Here is a 19,199-nt window from a genome sequence, read left to right on the forward strand (position 1 = left end):
CTGGACGATATGGCTGGCCAAATCGCTGGAGATTTTCGGCGGCAAGCTGCGCATCCGCCGCGCGGTTCGCGCGATCGGCCATGCCGCGTCGCTGAAGCAGGCGAGCCGTGCGCTCGACCGCGGTGGCGGCCCCGGCGCGCTCCTGGTGCGGGCGGCGGCGGAAGAGACCGCGCTTTCGGCCGGCGCGCTCGACCATGTCGGGGGAGACGGCCTGAAGGAACGGGTCAATTCGCGCCTGTCGCGCATCGAGGCGGCGGCGTCGCGGCGCATGTCGCGCGGCACCGGCCTGCTGGCGACGATCGGTTCCACCGCGCCTTTCGTCGGCCTGTTCGGCACCGTCTGGGGCATCATGAACGCCTTCATCGGCATTTCGCAGGCTCAGACCACCAATCTCGCCGTGGTCGCGCCAGGCATCGCCGAGGCGCTGCTGGCCACAGCGATGGGTCTGGTCGCGGCGATTCCGGCGGTGGTGATCTACAACGTCTTCGCCCGCTCCATAGCCGGCTACCGGCAGATCCTGGCCGACGCCTCGGCGGGCGTCGAACGGCTGGTCAGCCGCGACCTCGATTTCCGCTCCGTCGCACCCGCGACGGCGGTGGCGGCCGAATAGCGGAGCACGACCATGGGCAGCCGGATCCGCCAGAGCATGGATGACGACCTCGAGGAGAGCCACGAGATCAATGTCACGCCGTTCATCGATGTCATCCTGGTGCTCCTGATCATCTTCATGGTCGCGGCGCCGCTGGCGACGGTGGATGTCAATGTCGACCTGCCCGGGTCGACCGCGACATCGGCGCCGCGGCCGGAGACCCCGCTTTTCCTGACATTGAAGGATGATCTCACGCTCGCGATCGGCAATGACACCGTGCCGCGCCCGGCTTTTGCCGCCACACTCGACAGCCGCACCAAGGGCGACAAGCAGACGCGCATCTTCCTGCGCGCCGACAAGGCGGTCGCCTATGGCGACCTGATGGAGGCGATGAACCTGCTGCGTGCAGCCGGCTATCTGAAGGTCGCCCTGGTCGGCCTGGAGGCCGCTCCCGCCGGTGATGCCGCCGCACCGGTGCCTGGCGCGACGGCTGCCCCATGACATGCTCCGTCGCCTCGCCCACGATGGTCCTGTCGCGCTTCGGCTGGCGCGATCTTGGCCTGTGGGCATGTGCGGCCGTGCTGATGCTTGGGGCGCATGTCGCGGTCGCCTATGCCGTGCAGAATTTCAGTCCAGCCGACCTGCCGGATGGCGGACCGCCGCCAGCCCTGATGATCGAAATGGCGCCGATGATGGTGACGCCGGCGTTGCCTGAACAGGCCGCGATGCGCGATGCGGCCATTCCCGACCGGACCGAGCCGGTTGAAGAGACCGAAAAGGCCACCGAAGCCGAACCCGACAAGGTGATCGAGCAAGCGGAGCCTGCTGCCGAGCCGGAGACGGTGCCGCCGGACGAGCCAACGGAGACGACGAAAGTCGAACCAGTCGACCAGCCGCCGCTGGACGAGGTCGTCCCCGATATCATCGAGACCGTCGCGCCGGAGGTTGTCGTTCCGCTGCCGCAGGCAAAGCCGACGGAGCGGCGCAAGGAAAAGAAACCGGCCGAAGCCAAGGTCAAAAGGCCTGTCGACATGCCCAAGCCAAAGCCGAAGAAGCAAAAGGCGGAACCGCCGAAGACGGCAAGTGCCGCGAGCGCCGAGATCAAGCCCGCCGCCAAGGCAGCGACGCCGAAATCGGCGGCCGGGATTTCGGGTGTCAGCCCAGCCAAATGGGAATCGCGGTTGACGGCGTGGATCAACCGTCACAAGCGCTACCCGAGCGCCGCGAAATCCCGACGCGCGCAGGGCAATGCCAATGTGGCCTTCACCGTGGATGCCTCAGGCCGGGTGATCTCGGCGCACGTGGTCCGTTCGTCCGGCGATGCCGAACTCGACCGTGCCGCGCTCTCGGTGCTGCAGGGCGCCACCGTGCCGGCGCCGCCGTCGGAACTAGGCTCGCGCGTCAGCCGTACGGCGCCATTTGTGTTCAGTTTGCGGGACTAGCAGCCGCCCAGGAGTTGAACGGTGTCTATCGCCGGCTCATCGACTGGCAGAGCGCCTCGACCTGTTCCAGGTAGAAGCGGCATTTGGTGCGCAGGATTCCAAGGTTGGGATCGCCGGCGCCATTGATGTCGATGGTCTGCATCATGAAGTCGAAATGGACGTGAAAGGCATCCGCCGCGCCCCAGAGGCTGTCGGCCTGCCAGGTATCGGCCATTGCCGTGGAAATCAGCTGCCGGGCCTCGAAGCGGGCAGCATCCGGCGAGGCCGGCCGGCTGGCGATCAGGGCCTTCAGCCGGGCGAAGATGCTTTCGCCGGCGTCGGCGCTCCTGATGGTCGCGATCATGTTCATTTGCTGGTCCCCTCAAATCTGTGCACATGAATGTCCGTGTCGCGGGCTGCCGGCGATCAGGCCGAGGTCCGTGGCGACCTTTTCCAGCAGCGGCAGCAAGTTTTGCAGCACCGCGCTACGCTGTCCTTGGCTGAGCGTGGTTGCCTTTCGCGTGTGCCTTGGGGTGCATAGGGTTGCCGCTGAGCTGCGCATGTCTGGCCGGCCGTGCGCCGCGCAAGACATCGAAGGCCTCGGCGTAGGCCATGCCGAGCAGATAGGAGATCATGGGAAAACGGCTTGCTTCGGCCATCTGCACCAGCTCATTGGTCATCGTCGCGATGTATTGGAGACTATCGAGCTCTGACTGACGTAAGGAATGATTTGACACGTGCTGCTCCTGTCATCGGATGGAACTCTGGGAAGGCTTATTGGCTACATCAGACATGTTAAGTCGGCTAATTGATCGACCAAGCCGCCGAATGCGGATCAAGTTCCGGGGTTGAGAGGGTCAACGCATAGATGGGCGCGTCGGTGAGACGGTCGAGGCCCAGAAGGCGCTTGATCGCCGAATGGCTCAGCGCCGCTGTCGGGCAGGCCGACAGGCCATGCCTGGTCGCCGCGAGCATCATGTTCTGGCCGATATGGCCGGCCTCGATCAGCACGACGCGGTAGGCGTTGGCGTCCTCATATTTCCACATGGTGCGGTCGAGCCTGGCGCAAAGCAGAATGAGGCACGGCATGGCGTCAGCCCATTCCTGTCCGCCGATCAGTTCCGAAATCTTCGGCATATGGTTGGCCGAGATCCTGCCGAGGTCATGATCGGCGGCGGAATAGTGATAGACGCCGGGCTCCAGCCCTTCGACGCCGAGTGCAACCACATAGGCCTCGTAGGGGTTTCGCGCACCGCCCGAAGGGGTCATGCCGAGCGGCAGGGCGCCGACGCAGTTGCCGGTCTCGCCGGTAATGCCCATGCCCGCGAACAGGCAATCGGAGAGCTGCCGCGAGGTGATGGTGGGTGCGGCCGTGGTGCGGTTGGTGCGGCGGCGGGCCATCAGGGTCAGAAGGTCGTTGTCTGCCAGCGCGTCCGGCAGCCGGATGGCGCCCGGATCATTCCTCAGCAGCAGGTCTGGCTGCGCGACATGGCCGGCGCGTTCGATCTGCCGCGCCTCCGCCTGTTCGATGGTCATGAACTCTGAGTCCTGGACGCAGAAATGCATCAGCGCGGTCGGCAGGCCCCAACCCCATTGCCCGGAGAATTGTGTTTCCTGTTCGGCCAGCGTCGAGCCGGCGGTGACGAGGGCGGAGAAATCGAGCAGTTGCGGGACGACGGCATTCAGGTCGGCCTTCGACCAGCCGTGGGCGCGCGCGATCTCCGCGGGGGAAGCCCATTCATCCCAGGAAGCGAGGAGGCCGACCACTTCGGGGCTGCATTCGAAGACGCTTCTGGTCAGGAAGTTGCAGGCCGTGACCTTGTTGGTCCCAGGGTAGAAGACGAGCGTTTTTGAAGAGCGCATTTTCATGATGCTGTATGCCGTTCGTGGATGTGGAGCGCCGACAGGCGAATGCCCGTCGGCGCCGAACGACTTCAGCGCTTGTTGTAGTGCATGCCCTGCGAGAAGAAGGCGGTCTGCGTGCCAGCGGCAACCGTCAGCTTCGGGGCATTGTTGACTTTCTTGGCCATTTTCGTCCCTTTCCCGACCCCCCAATGGGATCTGTTGAAGGATTCCCAAAAGGGATCCGCGAGAAGAAAGGTATGGTCCGAGGAGTTAATGCTTTGTTAAAATTGTAGTAAAACAAATACGATCTAAAATATCTTTCTTGGTAGTAAAGTCTAAAAAATCGATTTTACTCAGATATGGAGTAGGCAAACACCAGCATACGCTTTTTCGGGATATTCTTGTTCTTATTTAGCGTAAGCAAGTGGCTAGCCCAGTCCATCCCGGGCGAGGCTGACGACGAGCTGATCGATACCGGGATCATCGAGCCTGATGACGTGCGCCATGCGGATCGCACGCCTGGGCGGGATATTGGACATGTCCTGCCGCATGATGACCGACACGAATGCCGGTCCGGTTTCGGTCAGAAGCATGGCCTTGCCTGTCAGCACCGGTTCGGAGATAGGCGCCCATTGCACCGAGATCAGCGACGGCTCGCCTGTCTGGCGGCGGTTGACGCCGCTGAAATAGATCCAGTTGAGACGCGAGATCGCCACGCCATAGTGGTTGCCGCGCGCCCGCGCCCATGTCGAGCCGCGGCGCTCCGACCATCCGGTAACCCTGCGGAATGTGACCAATTCGGCCTCGCGACGCACGAAGGTCACCGAGCGCATCAGGAGGTCGGCGCGGGTCGGAATCGAAAAATAGGTGAAATAGGTGCCGCTCGCGATCGACGGAGCGGGCGGGCGGATCATCTGGGTGAACAGGCTTTCGGAAATCGGCGGCAGGCCGGGAGCCGAGAGCTCAGGCGTGCCGGGGTCCCGGTACAGTTCGGGTTCATCGACGCGGAAGTAGTCGCAGATCAGCTTGGCGGTGGTCTTGTTGGGAACGGTCTGCCCCTGCAGGTAACGCTCGAACTGCGTGCGGTTGATGCCCAGCTCGCGGCACACCGCGCTGACGGAAGCATGGTCCTTGCAGAGCCGCCTGAGATTTGCAGCGAGATTCTCGCGAATGGACACTTTTTTGCTTCCGCGGGCGGCTTCTTCATTTCGAGTCGGAATCCGTATAGCGCCTTCGGTCGCCCCTGCCGAAACGCCTTGTCACAACACACAGAAAAAACTGATTTGAGAACGCCAGTCTAATGGGGCGGCTTCCAAAAAAAATAGCGTCTACCGGACAGAGGCCATCGCCATAAGTCCAATTGACAACCATTTCGCCTTGGGAACGCGAAATCGCATCTGGCCATTTTTGGGGGCATTGACGCCGTGGTATCGCATGATGCTTGGGCGTTACCGCTCGGGAAAGGCGGACAATCGATTATTCCGCTGGTGGAGCTGAGGAGGATCGAACTCCTGACCTCGTCATTGCGAACGACGCGCTCTCCCAGCTGAGCTACAGCCCCGTCCAGCGGATGGCGCATTTATCGGGGGACGCGGTTTCCTGTCAAGGCGGCGCTTCATCGAAAACCCGACCGCAGGTCGCATGGCGGAACCTGCCCTTGCCGGTTTGGCGTGTAATGGCTACATGTCGGCAACAATTGGAGACCGGCATGCTCGCCCTCATTCAAACCATCGTCATGGCGCTCGACCTCTATTGGTGGGTCATCATCGCCTCGGCGATCTTTTCCTGGCTCTATGCATTCAACGTCGTCAACTCGCGCAACCAGTTCGTCGGCAGCATCGGCAACATGCTCTACCGGCTGACCGAGCCGGCGCTGCGGCCGATCCGGCGCTTCATGCCCGACCTTGGTGGCATCGACATCTCGCCGATCATCCTGCTGCTGATCCTGTTCTTCCTCAGGCAGTTCATTCTCACCACGGTGGCGCCGCTGCTGCTGGCCTGAAGATCGCATGAGCGCGCCGTACCGCATTAGCGAGAGCGGCATCGAGCTGTTTGTCCGGTTGACGCCAAAGTCTTCGGTGGACAGGCTCGAAAGTGTCGAGACATCGGCGGACGGACGAAGTCACGTGAAGGCGCGGGTCCGCGCCGTGCCGGAAAACGGCGCCGCCAATCAAGCGCTGGAGAAGCTGGTCGCCAAGGCTCTGGGCGTGCCGGCTTCGGCCGTTTCGGTCGTTGCAGGCGGCACGGCCCGGCTCAAGACTCTGCGCATTGTTGGCGAACCGGCTGCGCTGGCAAGACGTGTCGAAGCGCTCTGCGATCAATCCTCTGCCTGAAGTTCAATCAATCGCCCAGCGGCAAACGCGGATCGTCGACCTTCAGCGTGTTCACGCTCTGCTTGATGCGGCGCAGGTTCTCCAGCACCTTCGGGCCGCGCGTCTCGGCGACCGATGTCACGATCATGTCGACGATCGCCAGCAGCGCGTAGCGCGACGATGTCGGCTTGTAGATGTTGCCGTCCTCGAGCGGCTGCAGGTGGATGACCGTGTCGGCGGCCTTGGCGAGTGCGGAGTCGGGCGCGGTGACGGCCACCGTGGCGGCGCCGTATTGCTGGGCGACCTGCACAGCCTCGATGACCGAGCGGGCATAGCCGGAGACCGAGAAGGCGACCACGGTGGTGTCCGGCGTTGCGACGGCGGCGTACATGCGCTGCAGCTGCCCGTCGATCTGCGCCAGAACCGGCAGGCCGAGCCTGAACAGCCGGTTCTGCATTTCGGTCGCCATCATCGAGGAAATGCCACCCGAACCGATGCACAGCACATTGCCTGACGCAGCAAGGCGCGCGGCGACATCGACCAGCGTCGTCATGTCGAGATTCTCGTTGGCGCGCTGGATGGCTGTGACAGCCGCTTCGGTGATGGCCGACGCAATGCGCTGCTCGCGGGCGTCGCGGCTCAGCGGCTCCGGCGACAGATACTGGCCGCCGATGGCAATGGCCTGCGCCAGGTGGAACTTGAAGTCACGCAGGCCCTCGCAGCCGAGATTGCGGCAAAAACGGGTCACCGTCGGCTCACTGACGCCGACGCGCGCGGCAATCTCGGAGATCGCGGCTTTCGAGGCGAAGTCGAGGTCGGACAGGACGAGGCTTGCCAGCCGGCGATCCGACTTGGTGCCGTCCTGCGACATCAGCTGCAGCCGGGTGATGATGTCGGCAGGCGTCTTCATATCCGAGTTTCCGTCGTCATCTCAGAGGCAGGCCCGTCGCCGTGTCGAACAGATGGATGTTGCCGGGATCGACGGAGACCGGCAGCAGGTCGCCTGGCCGGACCGGCAGCCGGTCGCGGAACACGGCGCGTACCGTATCAGTGCCAATGGCACCATAGACATGGGTTTCGGAACCAGTCGGCTCGACGACGTCAACCTTGAGCGTCATGGTGCCGGTGGCTTCACCGACGATGAAATGCTCGGGCCGGATGCCCGCCTCCACCGCACTGCCTGCCGGCACCGGCTTGCCGGCGAGCGCAAGCCGCCCGCCCCCGACCGACTCGAACCAGGTTTTCTCGGGCGTCGTCTTGAGAGCCCCGGACACAAAACTCATCGACGGCGAGCCGAGGAAGCCGGCGACGAACTTGTTGGCCGGCCGGTCATAGAGCTCCAGCGGTGCCCCGACCTGCTGGATCCTGCCGCGGTCCATCACCACGATGCGGTCGGCCATGGTCATGGCCTCGATCTGGTCGTGGGTGACGTAGACGATGGTCGATTTCAGCCGTTGGTGCAGCGCCTTGATCTCGGTGCGCATCTGCACGCGCAACTGGGCGTCGAGATTGCTGAGCGGCTCGTCGAACAGGAACACCGAGGGTTCGCGCACGATGGCGCGCCCCATGGCGACGCGCTGGCGTTGGCCGCCCGAGAGCTGGCGGGGGTACCGGTCGAGATAGGAGAACAGGTTGAGGACGCCGGACGCCTTCTTGACCTTCTGGTCGATGGCCGTGCGGTTCTCGCCCCGGATTTTCGGGCCGAAGCCGATATTATCCGAGGCCTTCAGGTGCGGAAACAGCGCATAGGACTGGAACACCATGGCGATGTTGCGCTGCTGCGGCGGCAGGTCGTTGGCGCGCGTGCCGCCGATCAGGAGATCGCCGGAACTGATGGTCTCCAATCCTGCCAGCATGCGCAGCAAGGTCGATTTGCCGCAGCCGGACGGGCCGACCAGCACCACGAACTCGCCGCTCTTGATGTCGAGGCTGATGTCCTCGAGGATCTTGTGCTGGCCAAAGGATTTCGACAGGTTGCGAAACTCGACGTCGGTCATGGTCACGCTCCCAATATGTCGTCGATGAACGGCAGGCAGCCGGCGGTCAATCCCGCATCCACGGGCATCACCACGCCTGTTACGCCCGAGGCCCGGTCGGAAGCAAGGAAAGCCACCGCTTCGGCGACTTCCGAGGCGTTGACGATGCGGCCGAGCGGATAGAGCCGCTGCAGCTTGCCCAAGATCTCAGGGTCCTTGGCAAGGCGATGGTCCCAGGCGGCGGTGCGGATCGATCCGGGGCAAACCACATTGGCGCGCACGCCGCGGCGGCCGAGCTCGACGGCGATCGATTTGGCATAGGCGTTGATGCCGGCCTTTGCGGCGGCATAGGCGGGGTTGCCGAAATGCGCGATGGCGTTGACGGAGGAAATGAAGACGACGCTGCCCGAACCGCGCGCGGCCATCGCCTTGGCAATGGGATCGGCGAACATCATCACGCCGGTCAGGTTGAGGTCGAGTTCGTGCTCGATCCTGTCCGCCGTCAGCGCATCAAGCGTCTCGGCGCGGGTCCAGCCGGCATTGTTGATCAGGATGTCGGGGACACCGTCCTTTTCAAGCACGGCGGCGATCGCGGCTTCGACCGAGGCCCGGTCGAGAAGGTCGAAGACATGGCGCGAGGCAAGGTGCGGGCTCGCCAGCGCCTCTTGCGACTGGTCGCAGCCGACCACCCGCGCGCCCCTGTCGGCCAGCAGTGCGACGATCGCCGAGCCAAGGCCGCCACCGGCGCCGGTGACTATGACGGTCCTGCCTTCGAATTCGGCTCTCGAAACCACGGCGCTTACTCCTCCCGCAGGTCAGGCAGATGCCGGGAGGCTAAAGAACGAGATGTAATTAAGCAACATGTTAATCCGCTTGCATGCGGCGAATTCATCGATAATGTAGGAAAGTCACATAAATCTTGTGTCAGCACCGGCACAAAGAGCGCGAATGCGCGAAACAAATGGGAGAGATCGGATGAATCTTGCAAAATGGACTGCCGGCCTGATGGCCGGAATGGGCATGCTGGCCTTCGCGGCGCAGGCAGAGGCCGGCGAAGTGCGGGTTACCGTCGCTGAGTACAGCGCCAAGACGGGCCCCTACTTCGAGCAGGTCAAGAAGGAGTTCGAGGCGAAGAACCCCGGCATCACGGTCAAGTTCGAGGTGGTGCCGTGGGATGTGCTCTTACAGAAGCTGACCACCGACATCACCGCCGGCACCAATGCGGATCTCTCCATCATCGGCACGCGCTGGCTGATCGATTTCGTCCAGCAGGATGTCGCCGAGCCGCTCGACAGCTATATCACGCCCGAATTCAAGGGCCGCTTCATCGACACCTTCCTGTCGCCCTCGATCATGGGCGGCAAGACCTACGGCCTGCCGATCGCCGCTTCGGCGCGCGCCATGTATTACAACAAGGAGCTGTTCGAGAAAGCCGGCATCGCCAAACCGCCGGCAACCTGGACCGAACTGCAGGAGGACGCGCGCAAGATCAAGGCGCAGGGTGCCTTCGGTTTCGGCCTGCAGGGTAAGGAGATCGAGACCGACGTCTATTACTATTACGCGATGTGGTCGCAGGGCACCGAGATCCTCAACAAGGACGGCACGTCGGGCCTCGGCACGCCGGGCGCGCTCGAAGCCGCCAAGCTCTACAAGTCGATGATCGACGAGGGGCTGACCGAGCCCGGCGTCACCTCCAACAACCGCGAGGACGTGCAGAACCTGTTCAAGCAGGGCAAGGTCGGCATGATGATCACGGCGCCCTTCCTGTCCAACCAGATCAAGGAGGAGGCGCCGAGCCTCAAATACGGCGTGGCCGCCATTCCGGCCGGTCCGACCGGCGCGCGCGGCACCTATGGCGTCACCGACTCCATGATCATGTTCAAGAACTCCAAGAACAAGGACGAGGCTTGGAAGCTGATGGACTTCCTGTTCACCACGGAGCAGCGCGCCAAGTTCACGCAAGGCGAAGGCTTCCTCCCGGTGAACAAGGAAGAGGCCAAGATGGACTATTACGTCAACAACGCCGATCTCGCCGCCTTCACCGCCCTGCTTCCGGATGCCCGTTTCGCGCCAGTCATCCCGGGCTGGGAAGAAGTTGCCCAGATCACCTCGGATGCCATGCAGAAGATCTATCTCGGCGGCGATCCCGAGGCAGGCTTGAAGGACGCCGCGGCCAAGGCCAATGCGGTGCTGAAGAAATAGGGCGTATCTCCCTGCGCCCGTGGCGCGCCCCCGACTCAGGCGGGGCGCGCCACATTTTTGACTTCCTGCCGGGTGCAGCGGATCCGAAATTCGCTTAAGCAGAAACTCAGATCCAGCGCACCGGGACTCAACCCAAGCCGATGCAAAATCGCTTCCTGCCCTATCTCCTGACCTTGCCCAGCCTGTTCCTGGCGGCGATGGTCATCTTCTGGCCGGTCTGGGACCTGATCCAGATCGCGACACATGACGTCAACCGCTTCGGTCAGTTGCGCGAGTTCAGCGGCCTTGCCAATTTCGCCGCGCTGACCGCCGATCCCGATTTTGTCGCCGCACTCTGGCGCACGGGGCTGTGGACCGTGCTGGTGGTCGGCGGCGCGCTGCTGCTCTCGATCCCGGTGGCGATGATCCTCAACACCGATTTCTATGGCCGGGGCCTTGCCCGTGTCATCATCATGCTGCCCTGGGCGGTGTCGCTGACCATGACGGCGGTGGTCTGGCGCTGGGCACTGAGCGGCGAAAGCGGCATGCTGAATTCGGCACTGATCGGGCTTGGCCTGATCGACCACAACATCCAATGGCTGGCACAGGCCGGAACCGCCTTTCCGATGCAGGTTCTGATCGGCATCTTGGTGACGGTGCCGTTCACCACCACGATCTTCCTCGGCGGCCTGTCGTCGATCCCGGACGATCTCTACGAGGCGGCCGCACTGGAAGGGGCAACGCCGCTGCAGCAGTTCCGCGAGATCACCTTTCCGCTGCTGAAGCCGTTCATCAACATCGCCATCGTGCTCAACACCATCTACGTCTTCAACTCGTTCCCGATCATCTGGGTGATGACGCAGGGCGGGCCGGCCAACTCGACCGACATCCTGGTCACCCATCTCTACAAGCTCGCGTTCCGCATCGGCAAACTCGGCGAGGCTTCGGCGGTGTCGCTGGTGATGTTCGCCATATTGCTGATCTTCACCATGATCTATGTGCGCCTCGCGATGCGGGAGCAGCGCGCATGACTGGCAAGCTGAAGCGCACCGTCATCGCCTGGCTGTTGCTGGCGCCCTTGATCGTGGTGACGATCTTTCCCTTCGCGGTGATGTTCCTGACGGCGGTCAAGCCACGGACCGAGGTGCTGACACCCACATGGTGGCCGAGCGAGTTCCGCTGGTCGAATTTTTCCGACATGTGGGTGGCGACCGGCTTCGGCCAGGCACTGGCCAATTCACTCTATGTCTCGGTGATCGCCACCCTCGGCGCCATCTTGATCTCGGTGCCGGCGGCTTACGCGATGTCGCGCTTTCGCTTTGCCGGTTACGGCGCCTTCCGCCAGTTCCTGCTGATCTCGCAGATAATCTCGCCGATCGTGCTGGTGCTGGGCCTGTTCCGGCTGATGGCCGCCTGGGGGCTGGTCGAATCGACCACCGCGCTCGGCTTCATCTACATGGCCTTCAACGTCGCCTTCACGGTCTGGATGCTGCAGAGCTATTTCGACACCATTCCGCGTGACCTCGAGGAGGCGGCCTGGATGGAAGGCGCCGGCCGCTGGCTGACGCTGCGCAAAGTGTTTCTGCCGCTCTGCCTGCCGGCGATCGCGGTGACGGCGATCTTCACCTTCATCAACGCCTGGAACGAATTCGTCGTGGCGCTGACCATGCTGCGCAGCCAGGAGAGCTACACGCTGCCTATCCAGGTGTTCTCGTTGGTCGCCGGCCGCTACACGATCGAATGGCATCACGTCATGGCCGCGACGCTGCTGGCCACTTTGCCGGTGGCGATCCTGTTCATCTGGCTGCAGCGTTATCTCGTTCGGGGGCTGGCGCTCGGGGCGGTCAAGTAGCGATCCCAGCAAGTCCAGGAAAAGTGCGCGGCGGTTTTCCGTCCGGAATTGCGAAAAACAAGAAGTCTACGGAGCTTTCATGCGCGTCTTCACCGCCTCGCTGGCGACGGAAACAAACACCTTCTCGCCGGTGCCGACCGACCGGGCCTCGTTCGAGATGGCGTTCTATGCCGGGCCGGGCAAGCACCCGGAAACGCCGACCCTGTGTTCCTCGCCGATCGTGGCGCTGCGCCGTCGCGCGGCCGCGGAAGGTCTGACCGTGATCGAGGGCACCGCGACCTGGGCCGAGCCCGGCGGTCTCGTGCAGCGGCAGACTTATGAAGCGCTGCGCGACGAGATACTCGGCCAGCTCAAGGCGGCACTTCCGGTCGATGCCGTCATTTTGGGCCTGCATGGCGCCATGGTGGCGCAGGGTTATGATGATTGCGAGGGCGATCTGCTGGAGCACGTGCGCGGCATTGTCGGGCTTCGCGTGGTGATCGCCTGCGAGTTCGATCCGCACAGCCATCTGACGCCGAAGCGCGTGGCTGCGTCCGACATCATGGCCTACTTCCTCGAATTCCCGCACACCGATTTCTACGAGCGCGGCGAGCACGTCGTCGAACTTGGACTTGCCGCGGCGCGCGGCGAGATCAAACCCGTCATCTCGACCTTCGACTGCCGCATGATCCAGGTGCTGCCGACCAGCCGCGAACCGATGCGCTCCTTCGTCGACCGCATAAAGGCGCTGCACGGCAAGGACGGCGTGCTGTCGGTCTCGGTCATCCATGGCTTCATGGCCGCGGACGTGCCCGAAATGGGCACGCGCATCCTTGTCGTCACCAACGATGACAAGGCCAAAGGCGATGCGCTGGCCGAGCGGCTGGGACGCGAGCTCTATGCCATGCGCGAAACGACGGCGATGACGATGCTGAGTACGGCCGACGGCATCGATCGGGCGCTGGCCGTTCGCGCCGAAAATCCCGGCAAGCCCGTGGTCATCGCCGACATCTGGGATAATCCCGGCGGCGGCGTTCCCGGCGACGGCACCATCGTGCTTCGCGAACTGCTGGCGCGCGGCATCACAAGCGTCGGCGTGGCGACGATCTGGGATCCGATCGCGGTGACTTTCTGCCAGGCAGCGGGCGAGGGCGCGGTCATCGACCTGCGCTTCGGCGGCAAGGCCGGGCCGCAGGCGGGCGAGCCCATCGATGCGCGCGTGACGGTGTTAAAGGCCGTCGGCGAAGGCTGGCAGAGTTTCGGTCCGAGCCGCGTGACATTGGGACCGTCAGCGGTGGTGCGCATCGAAGGCACCGAGGTCGATGTGATCCTGAACACCAATCGCACGCAGACCTTCGAGCCCGATATCTTTTCCAACATCGGCGTCGATCCGCTGACGAAGGACATACTGCTGATCAAATCAACGAATCATTTCTACGCGGGCTTCGAGCCGATCGCCGCCGAGATCATCTATGTCGCGGCGCCGAGTTCGTATCCCAGCAATCCGGCGGCGACGAATTACACGAAGCTGAGCCGGCCAGTGTGGCCAAGGGTGGCTGATCCTTGGGCGGTGTAGGGTTCTTCCTTCTCCCCTTGTGGGATCGCACGGCGATCATCAGCGCCTCACTCCGCTGGAACACCCCTCATCCGTCTCGGCGCGCGCGCCGATCCACCTTCTCCCACAACAAGGCAGGGGAATCGCATATGACGTTTTGGGAGTTGAAATTGGTCTGAGAAGAGATTCTTTGGGAAGGCAGTCCAACGAAGGATCGACTGCCATGTCCTGCCTTGAGAGCTATTTCGGCGCGGTGCCTGACCCGCGCGCGGCCAACGCCACGCACCGGCTTGGCGATTTGATTGTGATGATGGTTGCGGCAAGCCTGTGCGGCGCGACCAATGCGACGGAGTTTTCGTTGTTCGCTCAAGAGCGCAAGCAGGCGCTGTCGCGGTTGATCGCCTATGAGGAGGCGCCCAGCCATGACACCTTCTCGCGGCTGCTGCGCTTGCTCGACCCAGAGGCCTTCGGGCGCGCCTTCGCCGCCTTTGCCGCAGGCTTTGCCCAGGCATGCCAGGGCGTGGTCTCGCTCGACAGCAAGGCGCTGCGGCGGGCTTATGAGAAGGGCCTTGCAGCCAGTCCGCCCTTGACGGTGTCGGCCTTTGCCGCCGAGACGCGGCTGTGCCTGGCGGCGGCTTCGCCCGGCGATGCGGAGAACGAGGTCGAGGCTGCCCTCAAGGTGGTCGAACTCATTGATCTCACGGGCAGATTGGTCACGGCCGATGCGCTCCACTGTCACACGCGTATGGCCAAGCCGTCACCGAACGCGGCGGCGACTATCTGCTCGCGCTCAAGGGAAACCGCCGGCATTGGCTTAGCCGTGCCAACCAGCATCTGGTCGAAACTGTCCCCGCTATCGCCGAGCGGACCGAAACCAGCCATGGCCGTAGCGAATGGCGGCAGGCAGAGGTCGTCGCGGCATCTGAGCCACTGATGCCCGGCCACAAAGTCTTTATCCGCATCACCAGCCGGCGCGATCAAGCCAAGCCGCTGACGCGCCTGTTCATGGCCTCCAGCCTGCTGTCGCCAGCCCAGGCGCTCGATCTCACCAGAGCTCACTGGCAGATCGAGAACGGGCTGCATTGGATATTGGACGTGCATCTCGCCGAGGATCTCAGCCGCGCCCGCAAGGACAATGCCCCCGCCAACACCGCGCTCCTCAACCGCATCGCCAGAAACATCCTCCAGATCGCCGATACAGACAAAGTCCCCATCAGCCACCGCATCAAGAAATGCGCCTGGAATGACGACTATCTCATCAATGCCATCACTCATATGCGATAGCCCTGCACAACAAGGGGAGAAGGAAAAGGGCGCTACACCAATCCGCGCTTGACCATCATAGCTTCCGGCGAAGGCATCTTGCCGCGAAACGTCGTGTAAAGCTCTTCGGGGTCCTTCGAGCCGCCGGCGGCATAGATGTTCTTCCTCAGCCGCTCGGCCAGCGCCGGGTTGAAGGGATCGCCTGTTTCCTCGAAGGCGGCGAAGGCATCGGCGTCGAGCACCTCGGACCACATGTAGGAATAATAGCCGGCCGAATAGCCCTCGCCCGCAAAGACATGGCCGAAATGCGGGGTGCGATGGCGCATCGCGATCGTGTCGGGCATGTTGAGCCTTTCCAATGTTTCGGCTTCGAAACGAAGCGGCTCTTCCGGTGCATTGGGCCGTGCATGGTAGGCCATGTCGATCAAGGCAGAAGCGGTGAACTCGACCGTGGCGAAGCCGGCGCCGAAAGTGCGCGTAGCCAGCATCTTGTCGAGCAGCGCCTGCGGCATCGGCTTGCCGGTCTTGACATGCAGCGCGTGCTTTTCCAGCACCGCCGGCACCGTCAGCCAGTGCTCGTAGAGCTGCGAGGGCAATTCAACGAAGTCGCGGCTGACCGAGGTGCCGGACACCGACGGCCAGGTGACGTCGGTCAGCATGCCGTGGAGCGCATGGCCAAACTCGTGGAACAAGGTCTTCGCCTCGTCGACCGACAGCAGGGCCGGTTCGCCCGCCGGCGGCTTGGCGAAGTTCATGATGTTGTAGATCACCGGCTGCGAGCCATGCCCGAGCTTGTAGCCGGACTTCAGCGCGCTCATCCAGGCGCCGGAACGTTTTGAAGGCCGCGCGAAATAGTCGGCCAGGAACAGGCCGCGCTCGCTGCCGTCGGCGTTCTTCACCACGAAGACTCGCGCGTCCGGATGCCAGGCGGCGATGCCCTTCTTCTCCTGGAAGGTGATGCCGAACAGCCGTGTCGCGACGTCGAAACAGGCATCGATGATGCGGTCGAGCTGCAGATAGGGTTTCAGTTCCGCCTCGTCGAAAGCGAACTTTTCCGCGCGCAGCTTCTCCTGGTAGAAACGCCAGTCCCAGGCGGCGAATTTTTCGTTGCTGCCGGCTTTCGCCGCCAGCCGCTCCAGCTCCTTCTGGTCGGCGGCGGCTTTTTCCAGCGCCTTTTCCCAGACCGGGTCGAGCAGCGCATGCACCGCCATCGGCGTCTTGGCCATAGTGTCGTCGAGCTTGAGCGCGGCAAAGGAGGCATAGCCGAGCAGCTTCGCCTTTTCGGCGCGCAGCTTCAGCATGTCGCGCACCACGGCCGTGTTGTCGGACGCGCCGCCATTCTGGCCGCGCATGGTGAAGGCGCGATAGGCGATCTCGCGCAGGTCGCGGCGTTCCGAGAAGGTCGTGAACGGCTCGTAGATCGAGCGCGACAGGGTGACGGCGTAGCGGCCTTTCTGGCCGCGCATCTCGGCGGCCTCGGCCATCGAACTTTTCACGAAATCCGGCAGGCCGGCGAGGTCGGCCTCGTCGAGGAACAGCGCCCAGTCGCGCTCGTCGGCCAGCACGTTCTGACCGAAAGTCGTGCCGAGCGACGACAGCTCCTCGTTGATCTTGGCCAATCGTATCTTGCCGTCGGCGTCGAGTTTGGCGCCGGAACGCACGAAGCCTTTCCAGGTCTTCTCCAGGACGCGCAGCGTCTCGGGATCGAGCTTCAGAGCTTCGCGGCGCTGGTAGAGGTCGTCGATGCGGGCAAACAGCTTCTCGTTCATCGAGATCGCTGAGAAGTGCCTTGATATCTTCGGCGAAATGTCGCGCTCCAGCGCCTGGATCGTCTCGTTGGTATAAGCGCCGGCGCGGCACCAGAAGATCGACGAGACATGATCGAGCGCCTCTCCGCCAAGTTCCAGCGCGGCAAGCGTGTTCTCGATGGTCGGCACTTCCTTGTTGGTGGCGATCGCGTCGATCTCCGCCTCATGCGCCTTCAGCGCGGCGTCGAAGACGGGGGAAAAATCACCGTCGCCAATGTGGGCAAAATCGGGCAGACCGAGCGGGCCTCGCCACGCGGTCAACGGATGGGTGGCAAGATCGACGACTTTCGTGGAGGGCATGGAGGGTCTTTCGCTGGCGTCGGGAAGGAGGGTATCACCGATGTAGAACGCGGCCTGCTGACCCGCAATATGCCAGTTGGCCGCTGTGCCTCAGTACGCTGCGCCTCAGTAGCCTTCGCAGGTTTCGGCGATCGCGGCTTGCGAGCTGGCGGTGATGCGGTTGTCGCTCACCGCGAAGGTTTCCTGCATCAGCATGTCATTGTCGGGGAAATCGTAGCAGGCGATCACGGTGGTGACCCCGCCTTCGCTCTTCTCGATGCGGTGGCGGATAGCTGCACCGGCGACCGCACCTTTCCATTCGTCGAGCGAAGCGATGAATTCCTGCTTGCTCTGGACGACGCCGAGGTCGTCGAGCTTGATGCGGACGTCGTCGGCGAGCAGGTCCGCCAGCTCGGTGCGATCGGCGACCAGCAGCGCCGAATACCAGCGGCTGATGACGGCGCGGTCATCGGCGCGAGCGGCCATGATCGCCAACAGCAATACGGCTGCCGTGAAGACGACCGGCCGGACATCCGTCAGCCGGCGCGCGGCCCCGTTCATTCAAGCACCGGCCGCTCGAAATCGCCGGTCTCCTTGTTCATAACCCAGAGCTCGCCGGTCGAAATGTCGAACCACGCTCCGTGCAGCGACAGCCGCCCCTTGCCCTCGAGGATCGAGACGCAGGGAAAGGTCCTGAGATTGGCGATGGAATAGCGGACCGAGATGCGCTCGAGTGCCGTCTGGCGCTCCGTCGCCGTCATGAAGGTGCTGGCCGATACCGTCTCGGCCGCCGGCGCGATCAGGCTCATCCATTTGCCGATGAAGTCGCCGGGAGACAGCGGCGCGGAATTGGGGTCGAGCGCGGCGCGGATGCCGCCGCAGCGGCCGTGGCCCATGACGACGATGTTCTTGACCTTGAGGCTCTGCACGGCGAATTCGAGCGCCGCCGAGGTCGAATGGAACTCGCCGTCCGGTTCGTAAGGCGGCACCAGGTTGCCGACATTGCGCAGCACGAAAAGCTCGCCGGGGCCGGCGTCGAAGATCGCCTCGGGAGCGGAGCGCGAATCGCAACAGGCGACGATCATGGTCTCGGGCGCCTGGCCTTCGCGGGCGAGCTCGCGATAGCGGCCGCTCTCGGTGGGGTAGCGGCCGTTCATGAAATTGCGGTAGCCGGCGAGGAGGTGGTCGGGAAGATGCGGCATGGGCGGCTAAGGCCTTTCCGGTTGGAGGCGGAAGCTCGTTGCGGTCGAGGAAAGGCTCTAACGGTAAAAGCCCGCTGCGAGCAATGCAGAATTGCGGGGGCTGGCCATAAATGCCATGCGCCAAAGCGGGAGCGCACGCCGACTTGGTCACGCCCAGATGGCGACCGGTATGCCAAAACCGTCAGCGAGCGGCGGGTTGGGAAACGGCTTTGCTTCGCCACTGGCGATGCGGCCGGCGATCAGCATCATGGCCGCCGCATCGAGGAAATCGTCGGCGGCCGCACCATTTGGCGGCGGCTGGTCGAGGAAATCCATGTCATAGCCGTGCCGGCAAAGCAGCGCCTTGCGTTCCGCCATGCCGGCTGGATTGACGCTGCCCTTGATCTTCTTCGGCAACTGCATGGCCCGATCGCCGTTCAGGCGGCAGAAGGCGACTTCCGGGTGCGATTCGAAGACACGGCCGCGCAGCTCGGGCCGCACAATCAGCAACGCGTCGATCTCCCGGATTTTCGAGAAGATGCCGAAGGCCTGGATGGAAACGCCGCGCGGCGGATCGGATGTGGTCCTGGCCACCTCGCTTGCCCTGAGCTGTGTCGCGTACCAGGCTTCGGCCGTGGTGAAACCGCCGGTGTCGGCATAGAGCGCGGCGCGCGACGGGATCGAAAAGACGCTGGACTGGCGCGCGCCGAGCAGCGGCCGCACCAGCGCTTCCGGCCCGCGCCCACCTTTGCTGGAAAATTCGGGTAGGCCGATCGGCATGTCGACGGCGACGACCGCATCATCGGGGATCGCCGCCAGCAGGGCGGCGAAGGTGGGGAAGACATCGACCGAAGGCGCGGCGTTGGGGTTACGAGGTGTCGAACCGGGTTCGCGCAGCACGGCGATCCAGCCGGCCTTGCAGCCATCGGCGCCGACGAGCACGACTTTGGCCGGAGTC

20 protein-coding genes, 1 tRNA gene and 1 pseudogene are annotated in these 19,199 nt (G+C 63.6%); 10 read left to right on the plus strand and 12 right to left on the minus strand.

The window, feature by feature from the left end; translation table 11 throughout:
* From exbB to O7A61_RS23675, 3 genes are all read left to right on the plus strand, one after another.
* Window positions 1-610 (plus strand): tonB-system energizer ExbB (exbB, locus tag O7A61_RS23665; protein ID WP_337131855.1); only part of this gene is annotated, 610 nt, incomplete at its 5' end.
* A gap of 12 nt (window positions 611-622) precedes the next feature.
* Window positions 623-1,090: a TonB system transport protein ExbD gene (exbD, locus tag O7A61_RS23670; protein WP_337131856.1), complete on the plus strand. Its 468-nt coding sequence runs from the start codon at window positions 623-625 to the stop codon at window positions 1,088-1,090.
* Complete coding sequence (locus O7A61_RS23675; protein WP_337131857.1) at window positions 1,087-2,031, plus strand: energy transducer TonB; 945 nt, start codon at window positions 1,087-1,089, stop codon at window positions 2,029-2,031. Before exbD ends, O7A61_RS23675 begins: the two co-directional genes overlap by 4 nt.
* 25 nt (window positions 2,032-2,056) lie before the next feature.
* Here the strand turns inward: O7A61_RS23675 and O7A61_RS23680 are convergent, their stop codons facing one another.
* The 5 genes from O7A61_RS23680 to O7A61_RS23700 all read right to left on the minus strand — a co-directional run bounded on the left by O7A61_RS23680 (window position 2,057) and on the right by O7A61_RS23700 (window position 5,416).
* The gene (locus O7A61_RS23680) at window positions 2,057-2,380 is read right to left on the minus strand and encodes a hypothetical protein (protein ID WP_337131858.1); all 324 of its coding nucleotides are present in this window, start codon (window positions 2,378-2,380) and stop codon (window positions 2,057-2,059) included.
* Window positions 2,381-2,495: 115 nt separating this feature from the next.
* The gene (locus O7A61_RS23685) at window positions 2,496-2,747 is read right to left on the minus strand and encodes a hypothetical protein (protein WP_140510785.1); all 252 of its coding nucleotides are present in this window, start codon (window positions 2,745-2,747) and stop codon (window positions 2,496-2,498) included.
* A 67-nt stretch (window positions 2,748-2,814) separates the two neighbouring features.
* The gene (locus tag O7A61_RS23690) at window positions 2,815-3,873 is read right to left on the minus strand and encodes a SagB/ThcOx family dehydrogenase (RefSeq protein ID WP_337131859.1); all 1,059 of its coding nucleotides are present in this window, start codon (window positions 3,871-3,873) and stop codon (window positions 2,815-2,817) included.
* Window positions 3,874-4,283: 410 nt separating this feature from the next.
* Window positions 4,284-5,033, minus strand: coding sequence for a helix-turn-helix transcriptional regulator (locus O7A61_RS23695; RefSeq protein ID WP_337105570.1), 750 nt, complete (start codon window positions 5,031-5,033; stop codon window positions 4,284-4,286).
* A gap of 307 nt (window positions 5,034-5,340) precedes the next feature.
* Window positions 5,341-5,416, minus strand: a tRNA-Ala gene (locus O7A61_RS23700).
* Window positions 5,417-5,563: 147 nt separating this feature from the next.
* Between O7A61_RS23700 and O7A61_RS23705 the strand changes: the two genes are divergently transcribed.
* Together O7A61_RS23705 and O7A61_RS23710 are read left to right on the plus strand one after the other, a co-directional pair.
* Complete coding sequence (locus O7A61_RS23705) at window positions 5,564-5,857, plus strand: YggT family protein (RefSeq protein WP_015315112.1); 294 nt, start codon at window positions 5,564-5,566, stop codon at window positions 5,855-5,857.
* Between the two features lie 7 nt (window positions 5,858-5,864).
* Window positions 5,865-6,188: a DUF167 family protein gene (locus O7A61_RS23710; protein WP_337131860.1), complete on the plus strand. Its 324-nt coding sequence runs from the start codon at window positions 5,865-5,867 to the stop codon at window positions 6,186-6,188.
* Window positions 6,189-6,195: 7 nt separating this feature from the next.
* Here the strand turns inward: O7A61_RS23710 and O7A61_RS23715 are convergent, their stop codons facing one another.
* From O7A61_RS23715 to O7A61_RS23725, 3 genes are read right to left on the minus strand one after another with little or no spacing between them, the layout of a single operon-like run.
* Window positions 6,196-7,077, minus strand: a complete 882-nt coding sequence (locus O7A61_RS23715; RefSeq protein ID WP_337131862.1) for a MurR/RpiR family transcriptional regulator — start codon at window positions 7,075-7,077, stop codon at window positions 6,196-6,198.
* Between the two features lie 16 nt (window positions 7,078-7,093).
* On the minus strand, window positions 7,094-8,164 hold the full coding sequence (locus O7A61_RS23720; protein ID WP_027144547.1) for an ABC transporter ATP-binding protein: 1,071 nt from the start codon (window positions 8,162-8,164) through the stop codon (window positions 7,094-7,096).
* Window positions 8,165-8,166: 2 nt separating this feature from the next.
* Window positions 8,167-8,937, minus strand: coding sequence for an SDR family NAD(P)-dependent oxidoreductase (locus O7A61_RS23725; RefSeq protein ID WP_337131863.1), 771 nt, complete (start codon window positions 8,935-8,937; stop codon window positions 8,167-8,169).
* Window positions 8,938-9,118: 181 nt separating this feature from the next.
* On the opposite strand from O7A61_RS23725, the gene O7A61_RS23730 reads away from it, so the two are divergent.
* From O7A61_RS23730 to O7A61_RS23750, 5 genes and pseudogenes are all read left to right on the plus strand, one after another.
* The gene (locus O7A61_RS23730; RefSeq protein WP_027144545.1) at window positions 9,119-10,345 is read left to right on the plus strand and encodes an ABC transporter substrate-binding protein; all 1,227 of its coding nucleotides are present in this window, start codon (window positions 9,119-9,121) and stop codon (window positions 10,343-10,345) included.
* Between the two features lie 140 nt (window positions 10,346-10,485).
* Window positions 10,486-11,355 carry a carbohydrate ABC transporter permease gene (locus O7A61_RS23735; RefSeq protein ID WP_337131864.1) on the plus strand — a complete coding sequence of 290 codons (870 nt, stop codon included), beginning with the start codon at window positions 10,486-10,488 and terminating at the stop codon, window positions 11,353-11,355.
* Complete coding sequence (locus tag O7A61_RS23740; RefSeq protein WP_337131865.1) at window positions 11,352-12,176, plus strand: carbohydrate ABC transporter permease; 825 nt, start codon at window positions 11,352-11,354, stop codon at window positions 12,174-12,176. Before O7A61_RS23735 ends, O7A61_RS23740 begins: the two co-directional genes overlap by 4 nt.
* Before the next feature lie 79 nt (window positions 12,177-12,255).
* Window positions 12,256-13,731: a M81 family metallopeptidase gene (locus tag O7A61_RS23745; protein WP_337131866.1), complete on the plus strand. Its 1,476-nt coding sequence runs from the start codon at window positions 12,256-12,258 to the stop codon at window positions 13,729-13,731.
* 202 nt (window positions 13,732-13,933) lie between these two features.
* Window positions 13,934-14,994 (plus strand): annotated as a pseudogene (locus tag O7A61_RS23750) (ISAs1 family transposase).
* Between the two features lie 32 nt (window positions 14,995-15,026).
* Here the strand turns inward: O7A61_RS23750 and O7A61_RS23755 are convergent.
* From O7A61_RS23755 to O7A61_RS23770, 4 genes are all read right to left on the minus strand, one after another.
* Window positions 15,027-17,081 carry a M3 family metallopeptidase gene (locus O7A61_RS23755; protein WP_337131867.1) on the minus strand — a complete coding sequence of 685 codons (2,055 nt, stop codon included), beginning with the start codon at window positions 17,079-17,081 and terminating at the stop codon, window positions 15,027-15,029.
* A 105-nt stretch (window positions 17,082-17,186) separates the two neighbouring features.
* A complete protein-coding gene (locus tag O7A61_RS23760) occupies window positions 17,187-17,621 on the minus strand; it encodes a nuclear transport factor 2 family protein (protein WP_337131868.1) in 435 nt (144 codons plus the stop codon).
* A complete protein-coding gene (locus O7A61_RS23765) occupies window positions 17,618-18,262 on the minus strand; it encodes a carbonic anhydrase (RefSeq protein ID WP_337131869.1) in 645 nt (214 codons plus the stop codon). Before O7A61_RS23765 ends, O7A61_RS23760 begins: the two co-directional genes overlap by 4 nt.
* A gap of 147 nt (window positions 18,263-18,409) precedes the next feature.
* Window positions 18,410-19,199 (minus strand): DUF429 domain-containing protein (locus O7A61_RS23770; RefSeq protein ID WP_442921109.1); only part of this gene is annotated, 790 nt, incomplete at its 5' end.

Source organism: Mesorhizobium sp. Cs1321R2N1, from assembly GCF_037179725.1.
Classification (GTDB): Bacteria; Pseudomonadota; Alphaproteobacteria; order Rhizobiales; family Rhizobiaceae; genus Mesorhizobium; species Mesorhizobium salmacidum.